This is a genomic window from Bacillus norwichensis (assembly GCF_014836955.1).
GTDB classification, from domain to species: Bacteria; Bacillota; Bacilli; order Bacillales; family Bacillaceae_C; genus Siminovitchia; species Siminovitchia norwichensis.
In genome coordinates this window covers 1-23002 of sequence record NZ_JACSPV010000050.1, presented here as the reverse complement: position 1 = coordinate 23002, position 23002 = coordinate 1, and the positions used below count along the sequence as shown (strand labels likewise).

General features: G+C 41.5%; 19 protein-coding genes and 1 riboswitch. Of the genes, 1 reads left to right on the top strand and 18 read right to left on the bottom strand.

The window, feature by feature from the left end; all coding sequences use genetic code 11:
- Positions 1 to 79 precede the first annotated feature (79 nt).
- The 10 genes from H9631_RS19260 to H9631_RS19215 form a co-directional block, all read right to left on the bottom strand.
- Positions 80 to 1261 carry an iron-containing alcohol dehydrogenase gene (locus H9631_RS19260; protein WP_191815698.1) on the bottom strand — a complete coding sequence of 394 codons (1182 nt, stop codon included), beginning with the start codon at positions 1259 to 1261 and terminating at the stop codon, positions 80 to 82.
- Between the two features lie 135 nt (positions 1262 to 1396).
- Entirely contained in the window at positions 1397 to 2878 is a 1482-nt protein-coding gene (locus H9631_RS19255; RefSeq protein ID WP_191815697.1) for an aldehyde dehydrogenase family protein, read from the bottom strand.
- A 57-nt stretch (positions 2879 to 2935) separates the two neighbouring features.
- Positions 2936 to 4315 carry an aminotransferase family protein gene (locus tag H9631_RS19250; RefSeq protein WP_191815694.1) on the bottom strand — a complete coding sequence of 460 codons (1380 nt, stop codon included), beginning with the start codon at positions 4313 to 4315 and terminating at the stop codon, positions 2936 to 2938.
- A 111-nt stretch (positions 4316 to 4426) separates the two neighbouring features.
- On the bottom strand, positions 4427 to 5842 hold the full coding sequence (locus tag H9631_RS19245) for an APC family permease (protein ID WP_191815693.1): 1416 nt from the start codon (positions 5840 to 5842) through the stop codon (positions 4427 to 4429).
- Between the two features lie 295 nt (positions 5843 to 6137).
- Positions 6138 to 7403, bottom strand: coding sequence for a Zn-dependent hydrolase (locus H9631_RS19240; RefSeq protein ID WP_191815691.1), 1266 nt, complete (start codon positions 7401 to 7403; stop codon positions 6138 to 6140).
- Positions 7404 to 7781: 378 nt separating this feature from the next.
- Positions 7782 to 8468, bottom strand: coding sequence for a DUF1028 domain-containing protein (locus H9631_RS19235; protein ID WP_191815689.1), 687 nt, complete (start codon positions 8466 to 8468; stop codon positions 7782 to 7784).
- A 69-nt stretch (positions 8469 to 8537) separates the two neighbouring features.
- Positions 8538 to 8993: a Rid family hydrolase gene (locus tag H9631_RS19230; RefSeq protein WP_191815687.1), complete on the bottom strand. Its 456-nt coding sequence runs from the start codon at positions 8991 to 8993 to the stop codon at positions 8538 to 8540.
- Between the two features lie 35 nt (positions 8994 to 9028).
- A complete protein-coding gene (locus H9631_RS19225) occupies positions 9029 to 9589 on the bottom strand; it encodes an FAD synthetase family protein (RefSeq protein WP_191815685.1) in 561 nt (186 codons plus the stop codon).
- A 46-nt stretch (positions 9590 to 9635) separates the two neighbouring features.
- On the bottom strand, positions 9636 to 11093 hold the full coding sequence (locus H9631_RS19220) for a 4-hydroxyphenylacetate 3-hydroxylase family protein (protein WP_191815683.1): 1458 nt from the start codon (positions 11091 to 11093) through the stop codon (positions 9636 to 9638).
- Between the two features lie 30 nt (positions 11094 to 11123).
- Positions 11124 to 12287, bottom strand: coding sequence for a flavin reductase (locus H9631_RS19215; RefSeq protein WP_191815681.1), 1164 nt, complete (start codon positions 12285 to 12287; stop codon positions 11124 to 11126).
- A gap of 853 nt (positions 12288 to 13140) precedes the next feature.
- Here H9631_RS19215 and H9631_RS19210 point away from each other — a divergent pair.
- On the top strand, positions 13141 to 14481 hold the full coding sequence (locus H9631_RS19210) for a hypothetical protein (RefSeq protein WP_191815679.1): 1341 nt from the start codon (positions 13141 to 13143) through the stop codon (positions 14479 to 14481).
- An 87-nt stretch (positions 14482 to 14568) separates the two neighbouring features.
- Here the strand turns inward: H9631_RS19210 and H9631_RS19205 are convergent, their stop codons facing one another.
- The 8 genes from H9631_RS19205 to H9631_RS19170 form a co-directional block, all read right to left on the bottom strand.
- Positions 14569 to 15030: a RidA family protein gene (locus tag H9631_RS19205; protein WP_191815677.1), complete on the bottom strand. Its 462-nt coding sequence runs from the start codon at positions 15028 to 15030 to the stop codon at positions 14569 to 14571.
- 138 nt (positions 15031 to 15168) lie between these two features.
- On the bottom strand, positions 15169 to 16629 hold the full coding sequence (locus H9631_RS19200) for a 4-hydroxyphenylacetate 3-hydroxylase family protein (RefSeq protein ID WP_191815675.1): 1461 nt from the start codon (positions 16627 to 16629) through the stop codon (positions 15169 to 15171).
- A 48-nt stretch (positions 16630 to 16677) separates the two neighbouring features.
- Positions 16678 to 17202 (bottom strand): flavin reductase family protein, encoded by a 525-nt coding sequence (locus H9631_RS19195; RefSeq protein WP_191815673.1) that lies wholly within the window; start codon positions 17200 to 17202, stop codon positions 16678 to 16680.
- A 715-nt stretch (positions 17203 to 17917) separates the two neighbouring features.
- Complete coding sequence (locus tag H9631_RS19190; RefSeq protein WP_191815671.1) at positions 17918 to 18166, bottom strand: YusW family protein; 249 nt, start codon at positions 18164 to 18166, stop codon at positions 17918 to 17920.
- Between the two features lie 225 nt (positions 18167 to 18391).
- Entirely contained in the window at positions 18392 to 19561 is a 1170-nt protein-coding gene (locus H9631_RS19185; RefSeq protein WP_191815669.1) for an MFS transporter, read from the bottom strand.
- A 70-nt stretch (positions 19562 to 19631) separates the two neighbouring features.
- A riboswitch (purine riboswitch) is annotated at positions 19632 to 19730 on the bottom strand.
- A gap of 263 nt (positions 19731 to 19993) precedes the next feature.
- Complete coding sequence (purU, locus tag H9631_RS19180) at positions 19994 to 20863, bottom strand: formyltetrahydrofolate deformylase (protein ID WP_191815667.1); 870 nt, start codon at positions 20861 to 20863, stop codon at positions 19994 to 19996.
- Between the two features lie 33 nt (positions 20864 to 20896).
- Positions 20897 to 22294, bottom strand: a complete 1398-nt coding sequence (gene lpdA / locus H9631_RS19175; protein ID WP_191815665.1) for a dihydrolipoyl dehydrogenase — start codon at positions 22292 to 22294, stop codon at positions 20897 to 20899.
- Between the two features lie 19 nt (positions 22295 to 22313).
- On the bottom strand, positions 22314 to 22628 hold the full coding sequence (locus H9631_RS19170; protein WP_191815662.1) for an iron-sulfur cluster biosynthesis family protein: 315 nt from the start codon (positions 22626 to 22628) through the stop codon (positions 22314 to 22316).
- Positions 22629 to 23002 lie beyond the last annotated feature (374 nt).

Here is a 23002-nt window from a genome sequence, read left to right as displayed (position 1 = left end):
TTCTCCACTATGCACACATCAAGATAGTAAATTTTCTATAGCTATCTTGATGCGTTTAAATTTAAACTAGTTAAAGCTATTAAGCATATATATTTGAACCCTTATATTCATAGGCTGCTGTAAACAATTCTATATAATCTTCTTTTGTTATTTTCCTTGGATTCACCGTTGTACAAATGTTTTCTTCAGCAGCTCCCGCAAGGAAATCAAAATCTTTCGTATCTACATAATCTAAATCACTAAATTTAGGAATATTTATCTTATTAGCTAATTCTTCTAATAACTTAGCCCCCTCTAGTGCAATTTGGTCATCTGTTTTCCCTTCAGAAGAAACACCTAATTTTTTAGCCACATTTGCAAACTTCTTGGGGTTCGAACTAATATTAAACTTAAATACAAAAGGTAAGAAGATTGCATTTGCAACACCATGAGGTGTATCATAAAGGCCTCCAAGTGGTTCTGCCATAGCATGAACTGAACCAAGATTAGTATTCGCAAATGATAAGCCGGCTATTAGACTAGCTACTATCATGTTTTGCCTAGCTTCCAAGTCTTTGCCGTTCTCTACCGCATTTACCAAATGCTCTGCTATCAATTCTATAGCATGTAGTGCCAAAGAATCGGAGATTGGCTCTGAGACATTGCAAACATAAGCTTCAATTGCATGTGTAAGTGCATCCATTCCAGTTGCTGCTGTAATTGACTTGGGCAAGCTCAATGTAAGTTCTGGATCAACTAAAGCAACTTTTGGTGATAGTCTTAAGTCAAATAAAAGCATCTTATCTTTAATATTTGTATCAGTAATTACGGAATAACTGGTTACTTCACTTCCTGTTCCGGCTGTAGTTGGAATGCAGATTAATGGAGTTATATCTCTTTCCAATTTATCTGTGCCATATCTTTCAGACAATGTTCCGCCATGTGTCAAGAGTGTCCCAATTGCCTTCGCTGTGTCCATTGAGCTTCCACCACCAAGCCCAATCAAAACATCTATACCTTCTTCTTTTACTTGCTCATAAGCTTTTTGGCAATCCACGTCCCTTGGATTAGGCTTTACTTCATCATAAACTAGGAAATCAATATTTTTTTCTTTTAATGGATCTATAACTTTATCTAAAATGCCAGTATTGGCAAGTCCCTTATCCGTAACAATAAGTACTTTTTGACCTCCTAGCTTTTTTGCGAACTCTCCTACTAATTTCACTTTCCCATTACCAAATTCAATAGATGTAGGCACATTAAATTTAAAATTCCATAACATATATTCATACACTCCTTAAATTTATATTAATAAAGCAGCCTCTCCTCTTAATTAAACAGCAATGCAAAATCCTTTTTTAAAAAGCGTGCTGTTTAATACAAGAAGAGAGGCAGAGTAAATTTTTCTATTTAGAATTTATTCTAAGTTAACCCAAACACTCTTCACTTCCGTGTAGTTCTGCAACGCATATGCACCATTTTCACGTCCGAAACCGGATTGCTTGTATCCTCCGAAAGGAGAAAGCGGGTCAACCATCCCGTAGCAGTTTACCCAGACTGAGCCGGCTTTCAGGCCATTGGCTATATAATGGGCATTTCTGAGGTTTTCAGTCCAGACGCCTGCGGCAAGACCAAAGTCTGAGCTGTTCGCTCTTTCAATGATTTCATCCATATCTTCGAACGGCATCGCTACTACCACTGGTCCAAAGATCTCCTCGCGTGCAATCCGCATGTCGTCACTGACATCAGCGAAAACAGTCGGCTCTACGAAATAACCTTTTTCTGTGTTTCCACCGCCTGCAACAATAGAAGCTCCCTCTTCTTGGCCGATATTGATATAGTTGACTACGCGGTCCTGCTGTTCTTTGGAGACAAGCGGTCCCATTTGGGTGCTCTCGTCCAAACCGAAACCTTGCTTTACATTTTTCGCATAGTCGACGAGCTCCGACATAACATTATCAAAGTGCTTCTTCTGGATATAGACACGGGAACCCGCGCTGCAGACCTGTCCTTGGTTCAGCATGATCCCGCTGAAAACACCTGGTGCCGCTTTTGACAGATCGGCATCCGGCAGGATGATATTCGGAGACTTCCCACCCAACTCCAGTGTCACGCGTTTCATTGTGACCGCTGCATTTTTCATGATCAGCTTGCCAATGGATGTAGAGCCGGTAAAAGCAATCTTGTTCACATCCGGATGTTTGACAAGCGCGTCTCCGGCAGTCTCGCCAAATCCTGGGATGATATTAACGACGCCGGGCGGAAAGCCGACTTCCTCCATCAGCTCAGCCAAATAAAGAGCAGTAAGCGGTGTCTGCTCTGCAGGCTTAAGGACAACTGTACATCCTGTCGCCAATGCAGGAGCGATCTTCCAGGAAGCCATCATCAACGGGAAGTTCCATGGAATAATTTGCCCCGCAACACCTACCGGTTCATGGCGTGTATAGTTAAGGAATTGCTTTGAAACCGGAATAGTCTGTCCAAATACTTTTGTTGCCCAGCCGGCATAATACCGAAAAGTTTCAATTGTATTCGACAGATCTAACGGTTTGGACTCGCTGAATGGCTTTCCGTTATCAAGTGATTCAAGCTGCGCCAATTCATCCGTATTCTCTTCGATCACATCCGCCAATTTGAACATCAATCGAGCTCGCTCAACGGCGCTCATTTTGGACCATGGTCCCTCTTCGAACGCCTTCTTTGCGGCTTTGGCAGCACGATCCACGTCTGCCGCCTCTGCCTCACTGACGACTGCGAGAACTTCCCCTGTTGCCGGGTTGTAAGAATCGAAAGTTTTCCCTGAAACAGATTCAACGAACTCTCCGTTAATGTAAAGCTTCTTTGTCCCTTTTAAAAATTGTTCCACTTTTGGTTTTAGACTGACTGTAGCAGTTTCCATATACCTCAATCCCTTATTGTGTATTTTTAAGAAAAGAGAGCGAAGACCGCTCTCTTTTTATAATGTTTTTTCAAAAGATGTCAAAGCATCGTCCACAATATTGATAATCTCTTCAACTTCCTGCTTGTTGATAATAAGCGGCGGGGCAATTGCCACAATATTGACTTGATGTTCAAAATCAGCCGCTCTCAGGATCAGCTTGTTGTCAAAGCAGTGATCAACGATGTAACGTGCTGCTCTGATGGACTGGTCAAACGGTGTTCCACTCTCTGGGTCCTGCATGAGATCGAATCCTGCCAGGAGTCCAACCGCTCTTGTATTTGCGATATGAGGATGGTTTTCTTCCAGGTATTTAAAGCCTTTCTTCAGTTCTTTCTCCATCTCATTTACATTTTGAAGAATATTTTGTTTCTCCAACAGATCCAGTGTTGCCAATCCTACAGCACATGCAGTCGGATGTCCGCTGTATGTAAATCCATGTCCGAGAATCTGATCATATTGAACAAGGGTATCTCTGATTTCTCTGTTTAAAAGGACTGCACCAAGCTGAGCATATCCACTTGTGATTCCTTTAGCCACGCACATGACATCAGGTTCTACATCCCAGTTTTCTACACCGAACATTTTTCCGGTTCTACCGAATCCGCAAATGACTTCGTCCGCGATAAAGAGTACATTCTTCTCTTCACACAGCTTCTTGACAGCCTGCAAGTATCTTTCGGGCGGAACGTGTACTCCTCCTGCACCCTGAACCGGCTCCATGATGACTGCTGCAATTTTGTTGGATCCCACTTGGTCTATGATGTTTCTGATACTTTGATCGTAATCAGGATCAGATTTATCTCCGAGTTCAGCATTCGTCAAATGCGGCTTGGCGTGAAGGATATCTGTATCTTTGGAACCGGAGAAGTTATGGAATCCTGCGATTCCTGTAGCTGATCCGGTGGCGATGGTAGCCCCATGATATCCTCTTTTCAGAGATATTATCGTTTTCTTTTCCTTGTATCCCTTCATATCCCAATAATGGCGCACGAGCTTAAATGCTGTTTCATTTGACTCTGATCCACCTGATGTGAAGAACACCCCGCTTAGATCCCCAGGAGCTACTGAAACGATTCTTTCCGCTAAACGAATAGCGTTTTCATTTGAATAACCATAGAAAGATGAACAATATGGCAATGTATTCAACTGCTTATACGCAGCTTCTGCCAGTTCCTTTTGTCCGTAGCCCAAATTTACATTCCAGAGCATTGATACGCCGTCTATATACTCAGTTCCATTGACGTCTTTAACACGGATTCCATTTCCTTCAGAAAAGATGATTTTTGGTCCGTTTTCAATAAAGTCTTTCGGAACTGTAGTTGGATGAATAAAATATTCCTTATCTATTTTGCTGAGCTCTTCCACACTTAGATGTTGTTTTACAATGTTTGTCATTTATGGTTCCCTCCAAAAGATAATATAATTTGCCTTGCCTTTGTTCGAGACTTCTTTTAGACTCTCACCCCCTTAAAAGTAAATAGGTGATTGATGATTTATACCAAACTATTAAACTGTCTTGCTTATCTCTTTAATCTCTTCGACATCGGAAGTTTCATGGAGACCTTCTGTCAGCTCCTCTAACGGAGTTGTCTCAAAAAGCGGCTTTTTCATAACAAATTTTACCCAAAGTGCTGAATAGGCAAAGGTGGCCGCTAAAAACCATAAGGAGTATTTGTATATTTCACCTTTTATGATTGGATCCGGGTGCATGTTGAACATGACATAAACCATCCCCATAATACCTAGTACTTGGAATGTAACTCCTAAAGGAGACTTGAAAGATCTTTTAGCGTTTGGATACTTGGAACGCAAAATGATTACGTTTACATGAGCGATAATATATGTGACCAACCAACAGAAGCATCCTGCAAGAATAAACGTAACGATTGTTTCGCCTGTTGTCACTCCTGCCAGCAAGAAAACAACGAATAGCATACAAAGTGTGATGATAGCAGCGTATGGGGTCCCAAAGCGGCTTGCCTTTCCAAATATTTTTGGCATTTGCCCGTTTTGCCCCATGCCATAAAGCATCCGTGAGATAGCAGCTATCAAAGTGTTTAAAGTACTTGTTGTCGCAATGATTGCAACGAGTCCCATCCATGTCTGTCCGGGTCTTCCCATCATGGCGGTAGCAAAATCAACATGCGGTGCAGCAGATCCTGCTAGTATATCGAGCGGAACGAATTTCACAGAAGCGAGTCCAAATAGGATATCCGCAAACAAAATCACCAGCAGACTCAATCCCATGGCAAGCGGCACATATATTTTTGGCTTCTTGATTTCCTCAGCCAGCGGTGTGACAAATTCTACTCCTATAAACAGCCAAATGGCCAGTGCTGTCAATCCGAATACTCCCCATCCCATTTCATTGAACTTGAAGGAGGTTTCTGCTGGTTCGCCCGATACTCCAATTCCTGTCAGCCCCATAATTCCCAATACAATCGTAGAGCCAATCAAGATAATTGTCAGTATAATCTGCGTCCAGCTGTAAGCCTTGATTCCCAAAATGTTGATGAACCCCAAGATTGCTGTAATAGCTATGGAGATAACCGTCGGATTCAATCCCGGCGCAAATACCTCTGTAAAAACAAGCCCTGCAATTCCTGCTTCAGCACTCCCTGAAAAGATCGTGACCAATACGTAACCGCTGATAACTGAAATCATTCCTACAAACCTTCCCATTGCAGGGAGTGTATAGTGATTGATTCCTCCGGCTACCGGAATCATGCCCGATAATTCAGCAAAAGAAAATACAACGAACATGTTCAGGATCAGAGCTGCGAACATAGCGATGATAAATCCTTTTCCGCCTTCGCCAAATCCTTGTCCCAAGGAAACAAGTGCACTAGAACTTACAACAATACCTACCCCGGTTGCTACGGCAGCTCCAAGCCCCAAGGTTCTATTTAATTGTTGACTCATACTGTCCCCCCATTTTCAACAAAGTGTCTTTAGATTGCTCTTAATGGAATAGTCGGGCTAATCTCTTATGATGGCGGGCACTTATGATGTGAACTTATCATCCGACTTACATTATTTTGTTACCGCTTTCAAATCACTCACAAACGATCTTCTTATTTTATACTTGCTATCATCCTTCCTTTTTAGGAATTTGTCCTTATATCTTCTTTAATTGAATTTAAATGATTCGTAAATGTTTGTCAATACGAAAATATATTTTATTCAAAAAAAACAGTTTTTTATTTTTCTTCCCCACTCAGTCAATGATTGGCCGTGCTTCTTTCGAGAGCACTTTGTCAATATTGATCACGCCATTCAATAAGATGTTTGCCGCTTTTTCAATATCTTCCGGCTTACTGTATTCTTCCGGACAATGGCTTCTCCCATTGATGCTTTTTACAAAAATCATACAAGCCTTGGAAAGAGACGCCATATGGGCGGCATCGTGCACAGCCATGCTTGGGAAAACCGTGTAAGGCTCCGACAGTTCGTCTGCTGTTTCCCTAAATATTGTGACAATATCTTCATCCATGGGAATCGGCTTCTGCTTGACCATCAGGTTCTGTTCCATTGTGACCCCTCTTGCATTGAGGATCCTTTTCCAATTCTCCTCAATCAAATTAATTACGTGGTCCATGCGCGCTTCGTCCTCACTCCTAATTTCCGCCACGAAATTCACTTCTCCAGGCACAACATTCACAGCATTAGGCTCCACAGATAGCTGGCCGACCGTGCCGACTAAATCCGTTTCATCTGCACAGCATATTTTTTCTACGGCGAGAACCATCTCAGAAGCCGCAGCAAGAGCATCTGAACGGTGAGCCATCATCGTTGTCCCCGAATGATTTGCTTCACCCTTTACCTTAACGCGCGTACGGTAGACACCGACCATATCTTCAACGATGCCAACGGACAGATGATTGGACTCCAGGCGCTTTCCTTGTTCAATATGAATCTCGACATAGGCTTTTTTCTCTCTACGATCTTTCACCATTTCGTCCAGCTTGTACAAATCACCGCCAGCATACCGGACAGCATCTTTCAAAAGCGTACCTTGAGAATCGCTTGCGTGGATCAATTCTTCTTCGGTAAGTTTCCCGGCGAATGTCTTGCTCCCAAGGGTTGAAAAACCAAAGTCATTCGATTCTTCTGCAGTGAATGATACAATCTCAAGGTCATGCTGAAGTTCGATTTTGTTTTCAATCAGAGTGACCACCACTTCCTTGGCAATAAGGACACCGAGAGCCCCATCGTATTTTCCTCCATTGGGAACTGTATCCAAATGGGAGCCGATAACAATCGTACCGTTCATTTCCCCTTTCCCTTTCCGCTTTCCCCAGATATTGGCAATGGGGTCAACTGAAACTTTCAATCCCAAGTCTTTCAATTCCTTGATAAACAATTCGCGGACTTGCATATCCGGTTCAGAAAAGGCAGGGCGAGTAATTCCTCCGCGTTCATCTCTTCCATAAAGGGAGTATTTTTCAATATCATTTAATAACCTTTGCCGGTTAATCTGCATTTTTCAGGAACCCTCCGTATAACAATTTAATAATAGACCCACTATTCCAAAGCTGAAAAAACTCCGCCTGCTGCTCAGGGCTTGATGACAGATGTTTTTCAGGCAGGTTTGAGGAGATTTTTGAAAATATGTAGATAGATTGTAAATAGAGCGATGAGTATCCATGAAGCCACCCAAAAAAGCTGAGTAAAAAAACTTATATGAAAGGATAAGCTTAATTGCCAATCTGAAAGAACAGCAGAAAAGCTTATTATGGTTGTAAAGATATATAATGTCTTATATTTTCTTCCAGTCATACTTCAACTGCTTTTGGCTGGTGCAGTTTGATTTGGAATAAGACGCAGCCCTGAATTGCTTGGACTGCATCTCTGAAATTTATTATTCGTCGCCTAACACTCCATAAGATGGAGCCATTTCAGGTGTAACCGCCCGTACCCTGTAATCTTCCGCTTGAGGACCATAAATCTCCCACAGTTTTTTCAAATCATCAAGCGGGCTTTCACTGTAATCGACTCGAAGATCTACATAAGGAAATGAATCATCTTTATAGACCAAAAGTCCGATAGAGTGTTCTTGATCCAATTCACCACCCATTTGGAAGCCCTTTTCAATAGCCAATATGAGTCTTTCAGCCAAAGGAAGGCCTTCCGTTTCCAGAAACTTTTTGCCCATTTCTGTTGGTATTTCAGGATCACTCAAGAGATTGCCGATACTTGCTACATTTTGAGCAGCAAACTCTCCGTGAACACCCAGGGCGTTCTTACCGGTAAATACAGCGGAGTTTCCTTCAGCATCTACAACGGCCAGTTGACGGTATTCGGGAAAAGGCGTTGATTCTTTCATTGCCCGTATGGCATTTTCTGCGCCCAACCCATGTTCAAGAACTGAAAGCCCAATATTCGCCAACCGGGGATCAGTCACATTTTGGGTGAGTATAGCACCAACTCCTTGTTTGCCCCATGGGCAACGTGCTCCGACAGACGGGCTGCTTGAAGTGACCACGACTCCCAATGCTCCTGTTTCGGAACATCTTCCTGCAACTGAAAATGTATTAGTGATTTTCACTATAATCTTCCTTTCTCTATGTACTTAGCCAGACTAATCGTCCGACTACTCCTCTTGTTGGTTAGAACCTTACTCGCTCACGACAGCTTCTACGTCAATTTCCATTTCCATTTCGGGCAGTGCGAATCCGCTGACGATCAATCCCGTGCTACATGGGTAGACGTCTTTGAAATGCTTGGCAATTACGGGATACACTTTGCTCCTGTCTTCGCGATTCAAGAGGTAGACGGTAATTTTACAGATGTCCTTCACAGATCCGCTCGCTTCTTCCAGAAGCTTCCTTACCATTGTACAAGCCATTTCCGCCTGCTCTGTCACATCGCCCACTCCGTGAAAGTTTCCATCCATGTCAAATCCGGTTTGACCTCTTAGAAAGATTCTGTTTCCGGCTCTGACGGCCATACAGAACTCGTTGTCTATACTAAACTCCGGTTCAGTGAGTTCAGTCGGGTAGTACCCTTTTGTCTTAAACTTTCTGAATCTCTGAATCTCTATTTTATTATCTGTTTCTCCGAATACTGACATAGTAATCTCTCCTCATGTAAGCCTTTTTATAATTTTTAACGGGTGGATGATAAGGATGCTTCCTCCATCCAGCCCCAATTTAACAGGTCGTTTGCTGCTTCGAATTTTCCTTGTGCAAATAAATTGCGGATTCTGGTGGATGATATAACTTTTCCATCTTCACACAGAACAGAATTCAGAAGGGAGACTGTAAAGCGTCTTCTTAACGTTTGTATATCTCCCTCTCTATTCCTCCCAAAGCGAAAATCATGACCTTCGAAAATCTTCCTTGGATTCAACTTTCCCAATTCGTCCAGAAAGGCATTGGTGCTTTGGGTCATAAACTGGGCATTAAATCGGGCAATCACCGCATGATCCACACCCAGTTTATTCAACTTTTCAAGTTTCTCATCCAGCGGTGTCAGTAACATCGCATGTTGAAAAAACACTTTCGGGGGTGGATCAAACGTATAGACTGCCAGCGGGACACCCATTTTTTCAGCACTTTTTTTTGCTTGATGAATGAGTGCCTGGTGTCCCTTATGCAGACCGTCCAGTGCGCCAATGACCAAGACGCACTCGGACAGTTGCACATAGTTTGATTTATGGACTTGCATTCAGAATCCCCCTCTCCTGTCATTTAATTTCTTCGTGAAACCACTCTCAGTTTTTAACTGCATCGGGCTGTATATTTGCTGCTTTGAACACCATTTCACGGTGCGGTTCCAAATCATAGTTTTTAAAGGCTGCAGTTGACTGGGCAAATGGCGGACTTTGAGCGAACAACTCAAACGTAATTTGGTGCCCCGCCAAGGAAGAATTCAATAAGTCGCGCGCGAAATAAAGAAGTTTGGCTCTTTCTTTCGCACTCCATTTACCAACAGAATAATACCTGTCAATATGTTCCTTGATCTTGGAATCTGTAATTGTTTCCATATCCGGCGTGACCGCCAACTGGCCTCCCACTAGCTCACGCGCCAAATGTGCCATGGCGGGGAAATGCTTTAATGCCTGGATCCTCCCTGTATATAACAGGGATTGATTCGGCATCACTAAACCGCCGGCAGTCTCCTGTGCCTCGGCAATAGCCGCAGTCAGATGAGCATTGATTGTCTCTCGATATGTGATCAATTCGGTTAGCTTTTCCTGTACAGATGGAATTTTTGTCAGTCCAGTCTGCTCCACATTTAAAAGTGCCGCTCCCAATAAATAGTCGGCTCTTTTCAAGATACGCAATACATAGTTGAAAGCCGAATATCTGTGTACTGTTTCACGTATATACTTTGCAGACTCAAGTGAACGGTGGAACAGCACATTCTCCCATGGAATTAACACATCATCAAAAATTAGCAGTGTATCAATTTCTTCGAACTTTGAGGAAATCGGATAGTTCTCCGGATCTTTGCCCGCGCCAACAGGTGAACGGCAAATGTGCTTCAGTCCCGGGGCTCCCATGTCGCAAATGAAGCCTATAGCATAATTTTCCATATTGACGCTGGTATTTGACCAATTGGAGATCGTCGGCTTAACAAAGGCTTGGTTGGCATATGCAGCAGCGGTTTCAAATTTAGCCCCCCGCACAACAATTCCTTTCTCGTTCTCATCCACGATATGAAGGAGGGTTCCCCCGTCTTCACCGTTAATTAATTTACTCCGATCCCCTTTCGGGTCGGTGTTTGCCGAAACATGAAAAAGGTCCTTTCTCGCAATGCGGTCAATGTGGTATCTTATATTTTCCGCATATGTGGGGTCAATTTCATTCAGCCGGTCCTGTGCATCAAATAAAGACCACATTTCACCAATCGTCTCGTCTCCCACACGGTAGACAACCCCACCAAGTTCATCCAAAAACGTATCAACATACTTGCGGATCGCCTGTAAATCCTCTTTTGTCTTCGGCATATGGTAACCCCGGCAGATCACGTCTCCATCCGGGAGGGTTACCGTACAGATGTCTTTGTATTTTTCTTCGTGGTTCATGTCATACATGCGTGCTTTCACATCAATAATCGGTTTAAAAGCCGGATGCTCCGTTATGTTATGAACTCTTTCACCATCAATATATACTTCTCTGCCGTCATTCAGAGATTGTTTGTACTCTTCCCCAGTTCTCAGAGCCATCTGATTTCCTCCTTTTGCTATTAAAAATGATTAAATACTTCCCCCAGCATTACCAATTAAATACTTTCCCAGTGTTTTAGCTTCCTCATTGTGCTGTTGGATGATTTCTATTGCTTTCTTCTTATCTCCATCCTCATATGCTTCCAGCAACGAGATGTGGTCTTCGGATAATTTTCTCAGTTCGCTGCACGCTTTATCGTTATTGGTTTCCAGGGCAGCCCTTAACGCACTGAACATGACAGCTTCGGCAGCCAATCGGCGGTAAGACTCCAATAATGTTGCACTTTGCGCCAAGGCAACGGTATATTCATGAAGCGAAATATTAGCTTCAATATACTTATCAGGGTCTATTTGCTGCCCGCTTTCCGGAATAGTCTCTTGAACGCGCTTTCTTAATTCCTTAAGCTCTTCATCTGAAAGATTGCCAATGGTTTTTTCAACTGCCGCAACTTCAAGTACATTACGAGTATCTAAAACATCATAAAGCTTTTCAACAGTCCAAGGGGTGACCATATAATTTCCATCTTCCGTCTGTGATAACAGCTGTTCTCCTTCCAGCTTTGTTAGTGCATAATAAACGGACTGCCTCGGGAGCTCCAACTGGTTGACTAAATCGTTGATGGATACATCTTGATCTACGGTCAATTCCCGCTCCAATATTTTCTTTTTAAGTGTACGATAAGCATTTTCATTGTCATAAGGTTGAAAGTGGCCAAATTTTCCGCGATAATATGCCAAAGGGTTTTTATCTTCTACATCGGCGTTTACCACTTCTGCCAAAAACACTGAGTGCGTGCCGCCTGTTACTTCCTTGACTACACGGCATTCCATATGTGCCAATGCCTCCCGCAGAATCGGTGCTCCCAGTTTTCCGTAAGTAATGTCAATACCTTCAAATTTGTTTGTGTTGGGACGGGCAAATTGAAGAGCCAGTTCCCCTTGATCTTCGTGAAGGATATGGACACCAAATAATTTTGACTTGGAAATCGCATTGCATGTTCCGGTATTTTGGTTGACACATACAAGCAACATTGGCGGCTCCATCGACAATGATGTAACAGCACTTGCCGTTATTCCAAAATCTACCCCTTCATTGGTTGTTGTGATAATGGTTACTCCACTCGCAAAGTGGCCGATAACATCTCTAAACAACGTATTATCTACCGGTGGAATACTGTTGATATCAGGTGTCATATTATTCCTCCTTCACCTCACGGATTTTCTTTATATCATTTTCATATATACGCAGCGAATCCACCCCATATTGTCACCGCTTTCTCATTTGACCTGATCTATAAAAAGGTCCCCAGGCAGGATGGTTTATATGTTTACAAGATCAGCGGTGAATTTTTATAAGTTGTGATACCCCAGTATCTTTACAACTTGTTCGAAATGCTCATTTAATTGCTTGGTCAACGTTTTCCCTTTTACAAAACAAATATAGAGGATAATTTCCTAATACTATCCGTAATTTTTTTTAAAAAAATCGGGATGCTATTTGATTGCCTCCCTGGTATTTCTTAATTTCTCTCCTCCTCCTTAAATATTAAAAGGAATTTTTCTGTAAATATACCATAAATAAGTTAAAAAAATAACATTAACTTTAATCGCGGATTAAAATTAAATGTTTATTAAAAAATATCTAATAATTACTTATTTATGACTTTAAAGTGTATTAGAATGATTGTCAAGATATTTTATAATATTTGCCTGCACAATTGCCAAACGTTTCAAGAGGTTAGCAAGAAAACAGTCTTAGCGGACAAAGAACAGCAATGAGTTTTGTGACTCTGATACAGAGGCATTAACTTTTATACAAAAAGCTGATAATATTAAAGAGTAGGAGAGGATTTAATCGGTATTAACCTAAAATTTCAATCTAAACATTATTTATAACTAAAAATAACAGCAATGGATTTGAAGTGACTTCAGCTTACTTGATACGATAATGAAAACACATACATAATAAAAATTTTTATATAAAAAAACAGTCGGCTGTAAGACGATTGTTGTCCTTGCTGCATAAAATCCCCGGGTGGTGCATTAAATGAAAGCAAAAGCCGGCGTTGTCGGTCCAAAAGATATGGTTGAAACGATCTGTGAGATTGCAGAAGAATATGACGAACAGTTAACGACAGTTCCCTTTGATTATGTGCATGCTGAGGAAGCGACAGAGATTGTACGAAAAAACCAGCAGGTTGTTGATTTTTGGATTTTTGCAGGACCTGCCTTGCATGCCTTTGTCAACAAAAGCGGTTCTCAACAGCCTTTCTTTTATTTGAAATTAGATGGATCAAGCTTGCAAAAGACCTTATTGGAAATAAGCTATAAGGACCATTTAAGTTTAAGCAGAATGAGTATTGATTTACTGACGGAACGGGACGTGTATGAGACTTACCGTGAACTGGATATTCCTTACAACGATATTTATTTTCATGAATTGGAGTATGATACACCACTGGATAAGCTGTTGACGTTTCATCAAGAGCTTTATACAAGTGGAAAAGTGGATATTTGTGTCACCGGTCTTCATTTCATCTACGAGCAGCTTAAATTGCAGGGAATACCCGTATACAGAGTAATTCCTACTCGCGTGAATATCCGGGAAACTTTGCTATCCGCCATAGAAAAATGGACCACACATCAATTTAGAAAATCGCAAATAGCGGTTCTGCTCATTGAAGTGGACAAAATTGAGCAAAGCACGAACAGCAGTGCTACTATATCATATGATGCCCATCGAATAAATCTGGAATTGCAAACGGCCGTCTTGGATTTTGCCGAATCCATATCTGGTTCATTTGTTAATCTGGGACTTGGATCATTTATTATTTTTTCCACCAGGGGGTTTTCAAAGGATGCCGGGCAACACGTCCAATATCTTCTAGAAAGTATGGCTTTGGTCACTGACTTGCCTGCAAATATCGGTGTAGGATATGGTGATACGGCGCTCAAAGCTGAAGAAAATGCTCGGGTCGCTTTACACCACGCACAAAATTTCGAACCATTTTGTGCTTTTCTCGTTGATGACAGAGACAATATTACAGGGCCACTAAAACAAGAAGAAAACATTTCGTTCAGTTATCGTACTGAAGATAGAGAGACCAGTGATAAACTTAAAGAGAGCGGTGTAACCATTACAACGTTCAATAAAATTTTGTCCGTTCAAAAGAGAACAGGAAACCATTCTGTTACGACAAACCTTCTAGCAGATTGGCTTAAAATGACACCGCGGAATGCCAGACGGATTCTTACAGGTCTAGTTGAACAAGGCCTTGCACAGGTAATCGGAGAAGAAGCGCCCTCTTCAAAAGGAAGGCCAAGAAAGATATATAGAGTGAAGACCGATAGAAATAGCGGTAAAAACGAAAAGAATGACCGGTCTTGACCTGATCATTCTTTTTCTTTTTTTCATTGCTATAAAGCAGTAGAAATGTGAAGCAATCTCCACTTTTCTACTGCCCGATTAAGTTTTTTAAGCTTCGTCGCTACTGATTACTGCTTCTACATCAATTTCGACAAGCATTTCTGGAAGCGCCAGGCCGTTAACAACTAAACCCGTACTTACAGGATATACCCCTTTAAAGTGTTTTGCAATTACAGCATATACTTCATTCCGGTAAGAACGGTCTGTCACGTATGTAGTTGCCTTACATACATCTTCCATTCTTCCCCCTGCTTCTTCCAACAGCTGTTTAACGCAACGAAGGGCGTTTTCCATCTGTTCAGCCGGATCATTTAATCCGTGAAACTTTCCATCAAGATCAAATCCTGTCTGCCCCCTTAGGAAAATTCGATTCCCTGCGCGCACCGCCATACTGAATTCATTTACTACGTGATGTTCTTTTTCTCCGAATTCTGATGGATAAAAGTTATCTGTTTTGAACTTGCGGAACCTTTCTATTTTAACTCCGTTTTTCTCTGTTTGTGTTGACATCAATTTTTCTCTCCTTCTTATAAGTTTCCGTGTGTAAAATCTCTGCGAATGCTGCCTATATGCATTGCCCTGATATGAACATTAAATATTATCTATTTTCGGAATCCTAAAGTTACTTTAAGAATCTACCGGCGGCGATTAAACGGAAACTGATTGTTTTACGTTAATATTGGCTGCCTTTTTGACCAACTTACGTTGTGGGTCCAAGTCAAAGTTATTGAACACAGCAGCTTGCTGCGCGAACGGCGGGCTTTGGGCAAACAGTTCGAACGTTGTGTTGTGACCAGCAAGAGATGAGTTCAAGAGATCTCTTGCAAAATAAAGCAGTTTCCCTCTTTCTTCCGGGCTCCATTCGCCAACTGAATAGTATTTATCGATATATTCCTTAATGGCGGGATCTGACATGGTTGCTGTGTCGGGAGTTACTGCCAATTGTCCACCTACCAGCTCTCTTGTCAAGTGGGCCATTGCCGGGAAGTTGGAGAGAGCAAAAACACGTCCAGTATAAAGCAGAGATTGGTTAGGCATAGTCAGACCGCCAGGGCTTTCTTCCGCGTTGGCAACAGCAGCAGTTAAGTGAGCGTTAATTCCTTCTCTGTAATTAATCAGCTGAGAAATTTTCTCCTGTACTGCCTGAAGGCGTGTAAGACCAGTCTGATCAGCATTCAAAACTGCAGCACCTAGAAGGTAATCAGCACGGCGCAGCATTCTGAGCACATAGTTGAATGCTGAATAACGGTGTACCGTTGAACGGATATAAGCAGCTGATTGAAGGGAACGGTGGAACAGGACATTTTCCCAAGGAATCAGCACATTGTCAAAGATGAGGAGTGTATCAATCTCTTCAAATTTAGTGGAAATTGGATAATCTTCTTCCTTGCGTCCCTGCCCTACAGATGTACGGCAGATATGCTTCAAACCCGGTGCCCCCATATCACAGATGAATCCGCAGGCAAATGGAGCCATTGTTTCTTCTCCTGCAGCCCAGTCAAGAATCGTCGGTTTGACAAACGCCTGGTGTGCGTACGCGGCAGCGGTTTCAAATTTCGCTCCGTTTACGACAATTCCTTTGTCATTTTCCTCGACTACATGGAGCAATGTTCCGCCGTCTTTACCACTGAACAATTTGCTTCTGTCGCCTTTTGGATCAGTATTCGCAGACACATGGAACAGATCTTCTCTTGCTACGCGGTCAATATGGTATTTGATGTTGTCCGCATAGATTGGATTAATCTCGTTCAATTTATCTTGTGCGTCATATAAAGACCACATTTCTCCGATCGTTTCGTCTCCCACACGGTAAACTACGCCGCCCAAATCGTCGAGAACAGTTTCCACATGATTCCGGATTGCCGTCAAATCTTCTTTTGACTTTGGCGGATTATATGCCTGGGAGATGACTTCTCCGTTTGGTAGGGTAGCAGTCAACGTTTCTCTATATCTATCCTCATGTGGCATATCATACATCCTGGCTTTCACATCAACAATTGGCTTGAATGTCGGGTGCTCTGCCACATTTTTCACACGCTCCCCGTCGATATAAACCTCTCTTCCGTCATTTAACGATTCTTTATATTGCTTACCTGTCATTAATGCCATATTATTTCCTCCTCAATTCACTAATTTCTTCTTTCTTTTTTTAGATTATCAGGCCTTTTCATATTGACAGAATTGACCAAAGCTACCTCTGTAATACACTAGTGGATCTCCTTCATTCATCGTGGCCGATTGTACCTCCGCCATGAACACCAAGTGGGTACCACCGATGACATCTTCAACTACTTTGCATTCTATACTTACAAGAGCATCTTGCAGGATTGGAGCTCCCGATGCACTGTATACCAAGTTTACATCCTTGAATTTTTCCGTATTTGCTCTGGCAAACTGTATAGCCAGCGCTCCTTGATCTTCTTTAAGAATATTTACTGTAAATGTCTTTTTCTCAGAAATTGCGTGGGCTGTTCCTGTTTGTCTATTTGCGCACACGAGCAGCATCGGCGGTTCAAGTGATACCGAAGTGACAGCGCTGGCCGTTATTCCGTAATCGACTCCATCTTTGTTTGTCATGATGATTGAGACTCCGCTTGTATAATGGCCGATGACATCTCTATATTCTTCAGACGTGATCGCAGGTAAAGCGCTCTCAACTATTTTAGCTGTGTCTACACTCATATTCGGTGCCTCCCCATAAAGTAATTATGTTGTTTATTTCATTTAGGGAAATGTTCCTTAAATATTCCTTAATAATCATTCTACAGAGATTGAAAGATGTTGTCAATGATAATTATCAAAAAATTCTAATCTCCCTTTAAAATTATTTAATTTGCTGTTTGATAGTGATTCGTGCTTGTTTAAAAAGTCACTTTTCCTATGGAGCTCAAGTTCTTCAAGCGACAGTTTCCGTTATCGGGCCGATGGTCCCTAACGACATGCTTTTTAGCAAATAAACATTCCGTCACTGCAAATCCAAATCAAATTCAACTTGATAAAATACTATGTTTTGATTCCAGCAACTAAGGCCCGGAAATTCCTCTCCACTTTTTCGTAATTGAAAGTGACTGGGTCCATTTGTCTTAAAATGCTCGGCTGTTTTCATTAGACGCATGCAACAGCAATCACCTATAGTCTATGTGTCTCTTCTTTGCGATAACATCAACGAAAAAAGCTTGTAAACAGAGTCATCCAGAAGGAAGACCCTGTCTACAAGCCAATTTATAAATATTCCTTGTTACTAGACTAGGACACCAAATCCCTTGCCAGTAACACTTTTACTCGTATTATCTTTTGTAACGATTCCATTCTTGATGACAAGGTCAATCGGATTATTCCCCATTCTGTATGGCAGCATCTCATAAAGGTTGTCTTTAAATGAAATCTCAACTTCAAATTAATCGGACTTCAGATCGAATGCTGCTTTTAAAACCTGGTCGATCACTTCCTTGTCGGAGCTGTCGCTCGTTAAGTTAAGTTTTTTGGCCTTCGGATAAATGTCATCAAAAGCTTCTTTTCCCTTTGTGTAGATATTATTCAGCTCGTCCTCAACCTCGGCTTCGATGGGGTGGTTTTTACCCTGCTCAATCTCTGCCTCATATTCTTGGTCCTTTCCATAAGACACTTCTACTTCGATTTCCGACAAAATCGAGTTCGTCCATTTTCGAATTCATGTAATCCTCATCTATCCATACACTCTTTATCAATCATTATTCTTCCCGCTGCCATAAATAAAATCAAAGCAAGGGAAAGAGCGATTTTTTATAAAACCGTATCGTGCATACCCTCCATTCAAATTGCCCCTATAATGATACCCTCTCACAAAAAAAATGAACATCCGACTGTTAGAAATGATGCAAATTTGCCTGCTTTATTTCGAAGTTTCTGTTTGGTTGATCCTGTATGGCCTTGTCAACGAAACGATCCCGCATATCAAAGCAATCACAACAACTCCTGCACCAACATGTGCTGTTCCAATGACTGAATGTGTATATTCTAATACCACCCCGCCAATTGCCGAGCCCAATGAAATTCCAATTTGCAAAGCTGAATTGTTAATACTTTGTTGAATATCAGAAGCATCAGGGTCAATTTGTATAATGTAGTTCTGCTGAGGAGGAGCAAGACTCCAACTGAGCGCTCCCCATAGTAGCATCACTACTAGGAATATTGGAAAAGAAAACGTTGAATACGGAAGTAAAAATAATACAATAGCAAATGAACTAATGACCAGTAAAATACTTTTTTGAGACCCCATTCGATCCCCTAACATCCCGCCAAATGCGCCGCCGAATACGGCTGAAAGACCGAACAAGAAATAACATATACTAATCCAATATTGTCCCAAGTTTAAGGTAGTTTCCAAAAAAGGAGTAAAATAGGCATATAGCGTATAATGCCCGGCCAGCATAAACATTGTGGCCAGATGTGCACTCGCCATTTTAATATTGCCAAGAGATTTTATCTGTACAGATAGAGGCTGGACTTTTTCAGTAGAAATATTTTCTAAAAACACATAGATTAAAAGAATAGATATGATTGAAAGAAAAGCAATTCCCAAAAACACAGTTCGCCATCCAAAATGATCCGTAACCAAGATGCCTATAGGTACACCTAAAACAAGCGATGAGCTGATTCCCATATAAATAAACCCCAAAGCTTTCGCTCTGTGTTCTGGCTCAACGATTTTTGCAGCAATGGTTAATGAAAGAACAACAACTAACGCTGTGCTCATAGCCGTTATAACTCTTGCAACCATAACTATAGAAAAATTAGGACTGAAGTAGGTCATTAAATTTCCAAGGAAAAATATAAATAAAGCCAAAAGATATAATTTTTTTCGTTCAACTTTTGCTGTTAATGATAAAAGCACAGGACCGGAAATGGCATAAACAAGAGCAAACACTGTAATTAATTGTCCGGCTGTTCCAAGAGAAACATGCAAGTCATCAGCTATAACTGGTAAAATCCCACCTATTATTAATTCGACCAGTCCTACTGCAATCGTAGATGCAGCAAGTATAAATACTCTTACATTCATTAAAGCTCCCCCTTATACTTTTCACGCCGCATGATTTGAATTTTTTAAAAATAAAAACTCCTGACTACAAAAATAAGATTGCCATTTTTGTAGTCAGGAGTTATGGTTCCTGGTAGAGACCCTCAAACCAGATTATTGAGGTTATACACGTTTGCGGTTATATGAATTTATTCTTTAATAATTTATCATATCTGTTCGCATCTTTTCAAGGGGGAATTCAAATGCATCTTAGCGTATTAGAGCCCAGAATTTATCAAGCCCCGCTCATACATTCCTCTGAAAGTCTGTGGCATCCCCCCGAAGTTATACCTTACTCATCCTCGATTTGCCCCCCACTGAATGGAATACCAATAGGCTTTCATCTCAACACTTATATAAGTGGGATACTTCTGCTGAATGAAGTTAATATTTTTTTCATTGAATAGACGCTGTTTAAGTAAATATGATTGTTTTATTCCCGTGCACAATCACTTTGTTCTCCACATGCCACGCAACCGCATGGGCTAGAACATGCTTTTCCACATGGCGGCCGGCAACCTTCAGGTCCTCCGCTGTGTAACGATGCGTAACCCTAATGACATCCTGCTCAATAATCGGACCTTCATCAAGATCATTTGTCACATAATGAGCAGTGGCGCCAATTAATTTCACTCCACGGTTAAAAGCACGCACATAAGGGTTCGCGCCCACAAATGCCGGCAAAAAGGAATGATGGATATTAATGATTCGATTCGGGAACTTTGAGATAAATTCAGGAGAAAGGATCTGCATATATCTTGCAAGAACGATAAAATCGACCTTTCCTTCCAGAAGTTCCAAGGTACGTGTTTCAGCCTCATCCTTTGTTTCTACGCTTACTGGAATATGATAGTAAGGAATCCCTTCTCTCTCAACGACTTCTCTCAATTCGTTATGATTACTAATGACCATTGGGATGTCCGCGTCTATTTCACCTGACTTGACTCTCCATATCAATTCCATCAGACAAGAATCCTGCTTCGTTACAAATATGGCCATACGTTTTCGATCTCTCTTGTTGTTTAGCTGCCATTTCATCTTGTACTCATTTGCAAGAGTTTGCAAGTCTTCACACAGTTTGTCATGAGAAGCATCAAAATCGTTCAAGTCAAATGCAATTCTCATGAAGACCATCCCAGCTTTTGGGTCTGTTGTATGCTGATCAAATTGGACAATATTCGCTTGGTGCTCCAGTAAAAAATTGGACACTGTCGAAATTATCCCTGGTTTCTCTGGGCAGGAAATTAATAAAGTTGCCCTGTTTTTATTTTGCTCTGTCTGCATAGCTTTTCCTCCGTTTATGTTTCATTAGGCCGACTATGTATGAATTTCTAAGCCGGTAACTGCTAAAGCAGCCTCACCAATGGCTTCAGACAAAGTCGGATGCGGATGTATAGTTTCAGCAATATCCATTGCTGTTAAATTGAACACTTGTGCCAGCCCTGCTCCAGAAATCATCTCCGTTACATTTGGACCAACCATATGTACCCCTAGTATCTGTCCGGATCCTTCTTCCACCACAAGCTTGACAAATCCGTCTGAATTTCCGAACACAAGAGCTTTTCCGACGGATCGGAAAGAGAATTTGCTTGTTTTTATCAAAAACCCTTCTTCCTTAGCCTGGTCCTCTGTTAATCCGACACTCGCAGCTTCTGGATTACTATATATACATTTTGGAACAAGAATGGGGTCAAGTTTGGACGGACAATTCCCCGCCATATGCTCAATAGCAATCATTCCTTCACGAGAAGCCACATGAGCCAATTGGAGCCCACCAATAACATCGCCAATGGCATAAATGTTCGGCACATTTGTCTGGTAATATTCATTCGTTTTGATAAATACCTGATCCATTTCGATATCCAAAATATCCAAGCCAAGATTTTCTGTATTTGGAGTCCGACCGACGGCTACGAGGATTTTTTCAGCTGTAAAAGATTTTTCCTCCCCCTTATGTTCAGCCTTTATGAAAATGCCGTTACCTTTTTCCAAAGTTTCAGGGAGAACCTTGGCATGTGTGATGATCTTCACTTTCTTCTTCTTTAATAGACGATGCATTTCTCTTGAAATATCTCGGTCTTCCAATGGAAGGATGCGTCCCTCATTTTCAATAATCGTTACATCCAATCCGAAATCTGACAACATTGATGCCCACTCGATACCAATCACTCCACCGCCAACAATGATAATCGATTTCGGCAAATCTGTCATTTGCAATGCTTCATCTGAAGTCATCACATATTTTCCGTCTGGTTCAAGGCCCGGCAAGCTTCTTGGTCGAGACCCTGTCGCCACCAAAATGTTTTCAGCTCCCAATGTGAGTATGCCATCTCCTGAAGTCTCCACAAGAACACTTCGTCCCCCGGCAATCCTTCCAAATCCATCGTAAACATCAATCTTTCCTTTTTTCATTAAATGTTGAACACCTTTATAAAGTTGCTCCATAATTTGTTCTTTCCTCGATTGAGCTTTAGAAAAATCGAAACTCAATTCTGGAACAACAATCCCGAATGCTTCCCCTTTTTTCATGTTGGCGTAAATTTCAGCACTTCTCAACAATGCTTTGCTCGGGATACAGCCAGCATGTAAACAAGTTCCACCTAACTTCGATTTTTCAACAAGAGCTGCCCGAAGGCCCAACTTGAAAGCGCGAATGGCTGCTACATATCCCCCAGGTCCTCCACCGATAATGACTACATCATAGATTTTTCTCATTTCCATCTTCCCCTCTGATTCAAAATTTATGATTGAACTCGATCGCACAGGCTCCCGAAGAAAAGTGGTCTCCGACAATAAATCCATTTTCTTCCGTATAATCAATTTCTGTCACATCTCCCAAGTTGCGAAAAGTAAATCGATCTATACCGATTTTAATACCATTATATTTAACCATGTAATCGTTTTTCCTCGGATCATCTATAATGAATCTAAAGGACACCGATATTCCGCAGCCACCCCTAACATCCGCATCAATCCGAGGAAGTTTCCCTTCTTTTATATCCAATAATTCCAGCTTCTTTAAAGCTGACTCCGTCAGCGTAATAAGCACTTCAATCACTCCTATATTTGAGTTTGGTTTGTGAGCGAGTGAATCAACTCTTTTTGTGCGAAAAACATGATAATCGTGCGAATTTGATACTTTTCGTGCGAAAAATGTGATAATCGTGCGAACTTGCCCTTTTTCGTGCGAAATCCGGTTTTTATCGTGCGAACGCTGTTTTTACCGCTTCCTAATGAGAATATTCTCTCTACAAAAAGGACAGGAAAAGGTATTCTCCCCTCCCTATCCTAATTAAATGAGCCTTGACGTATTTGTGCCCAGATTTTATCGAGTTCTGCCCAAAAGATTTTGTATGAAAATTATTTCCGCTAGAAAGCAATACTTAAGTAAGCCCTCTATTCCTATTTTTTAAAAAGGGCTTT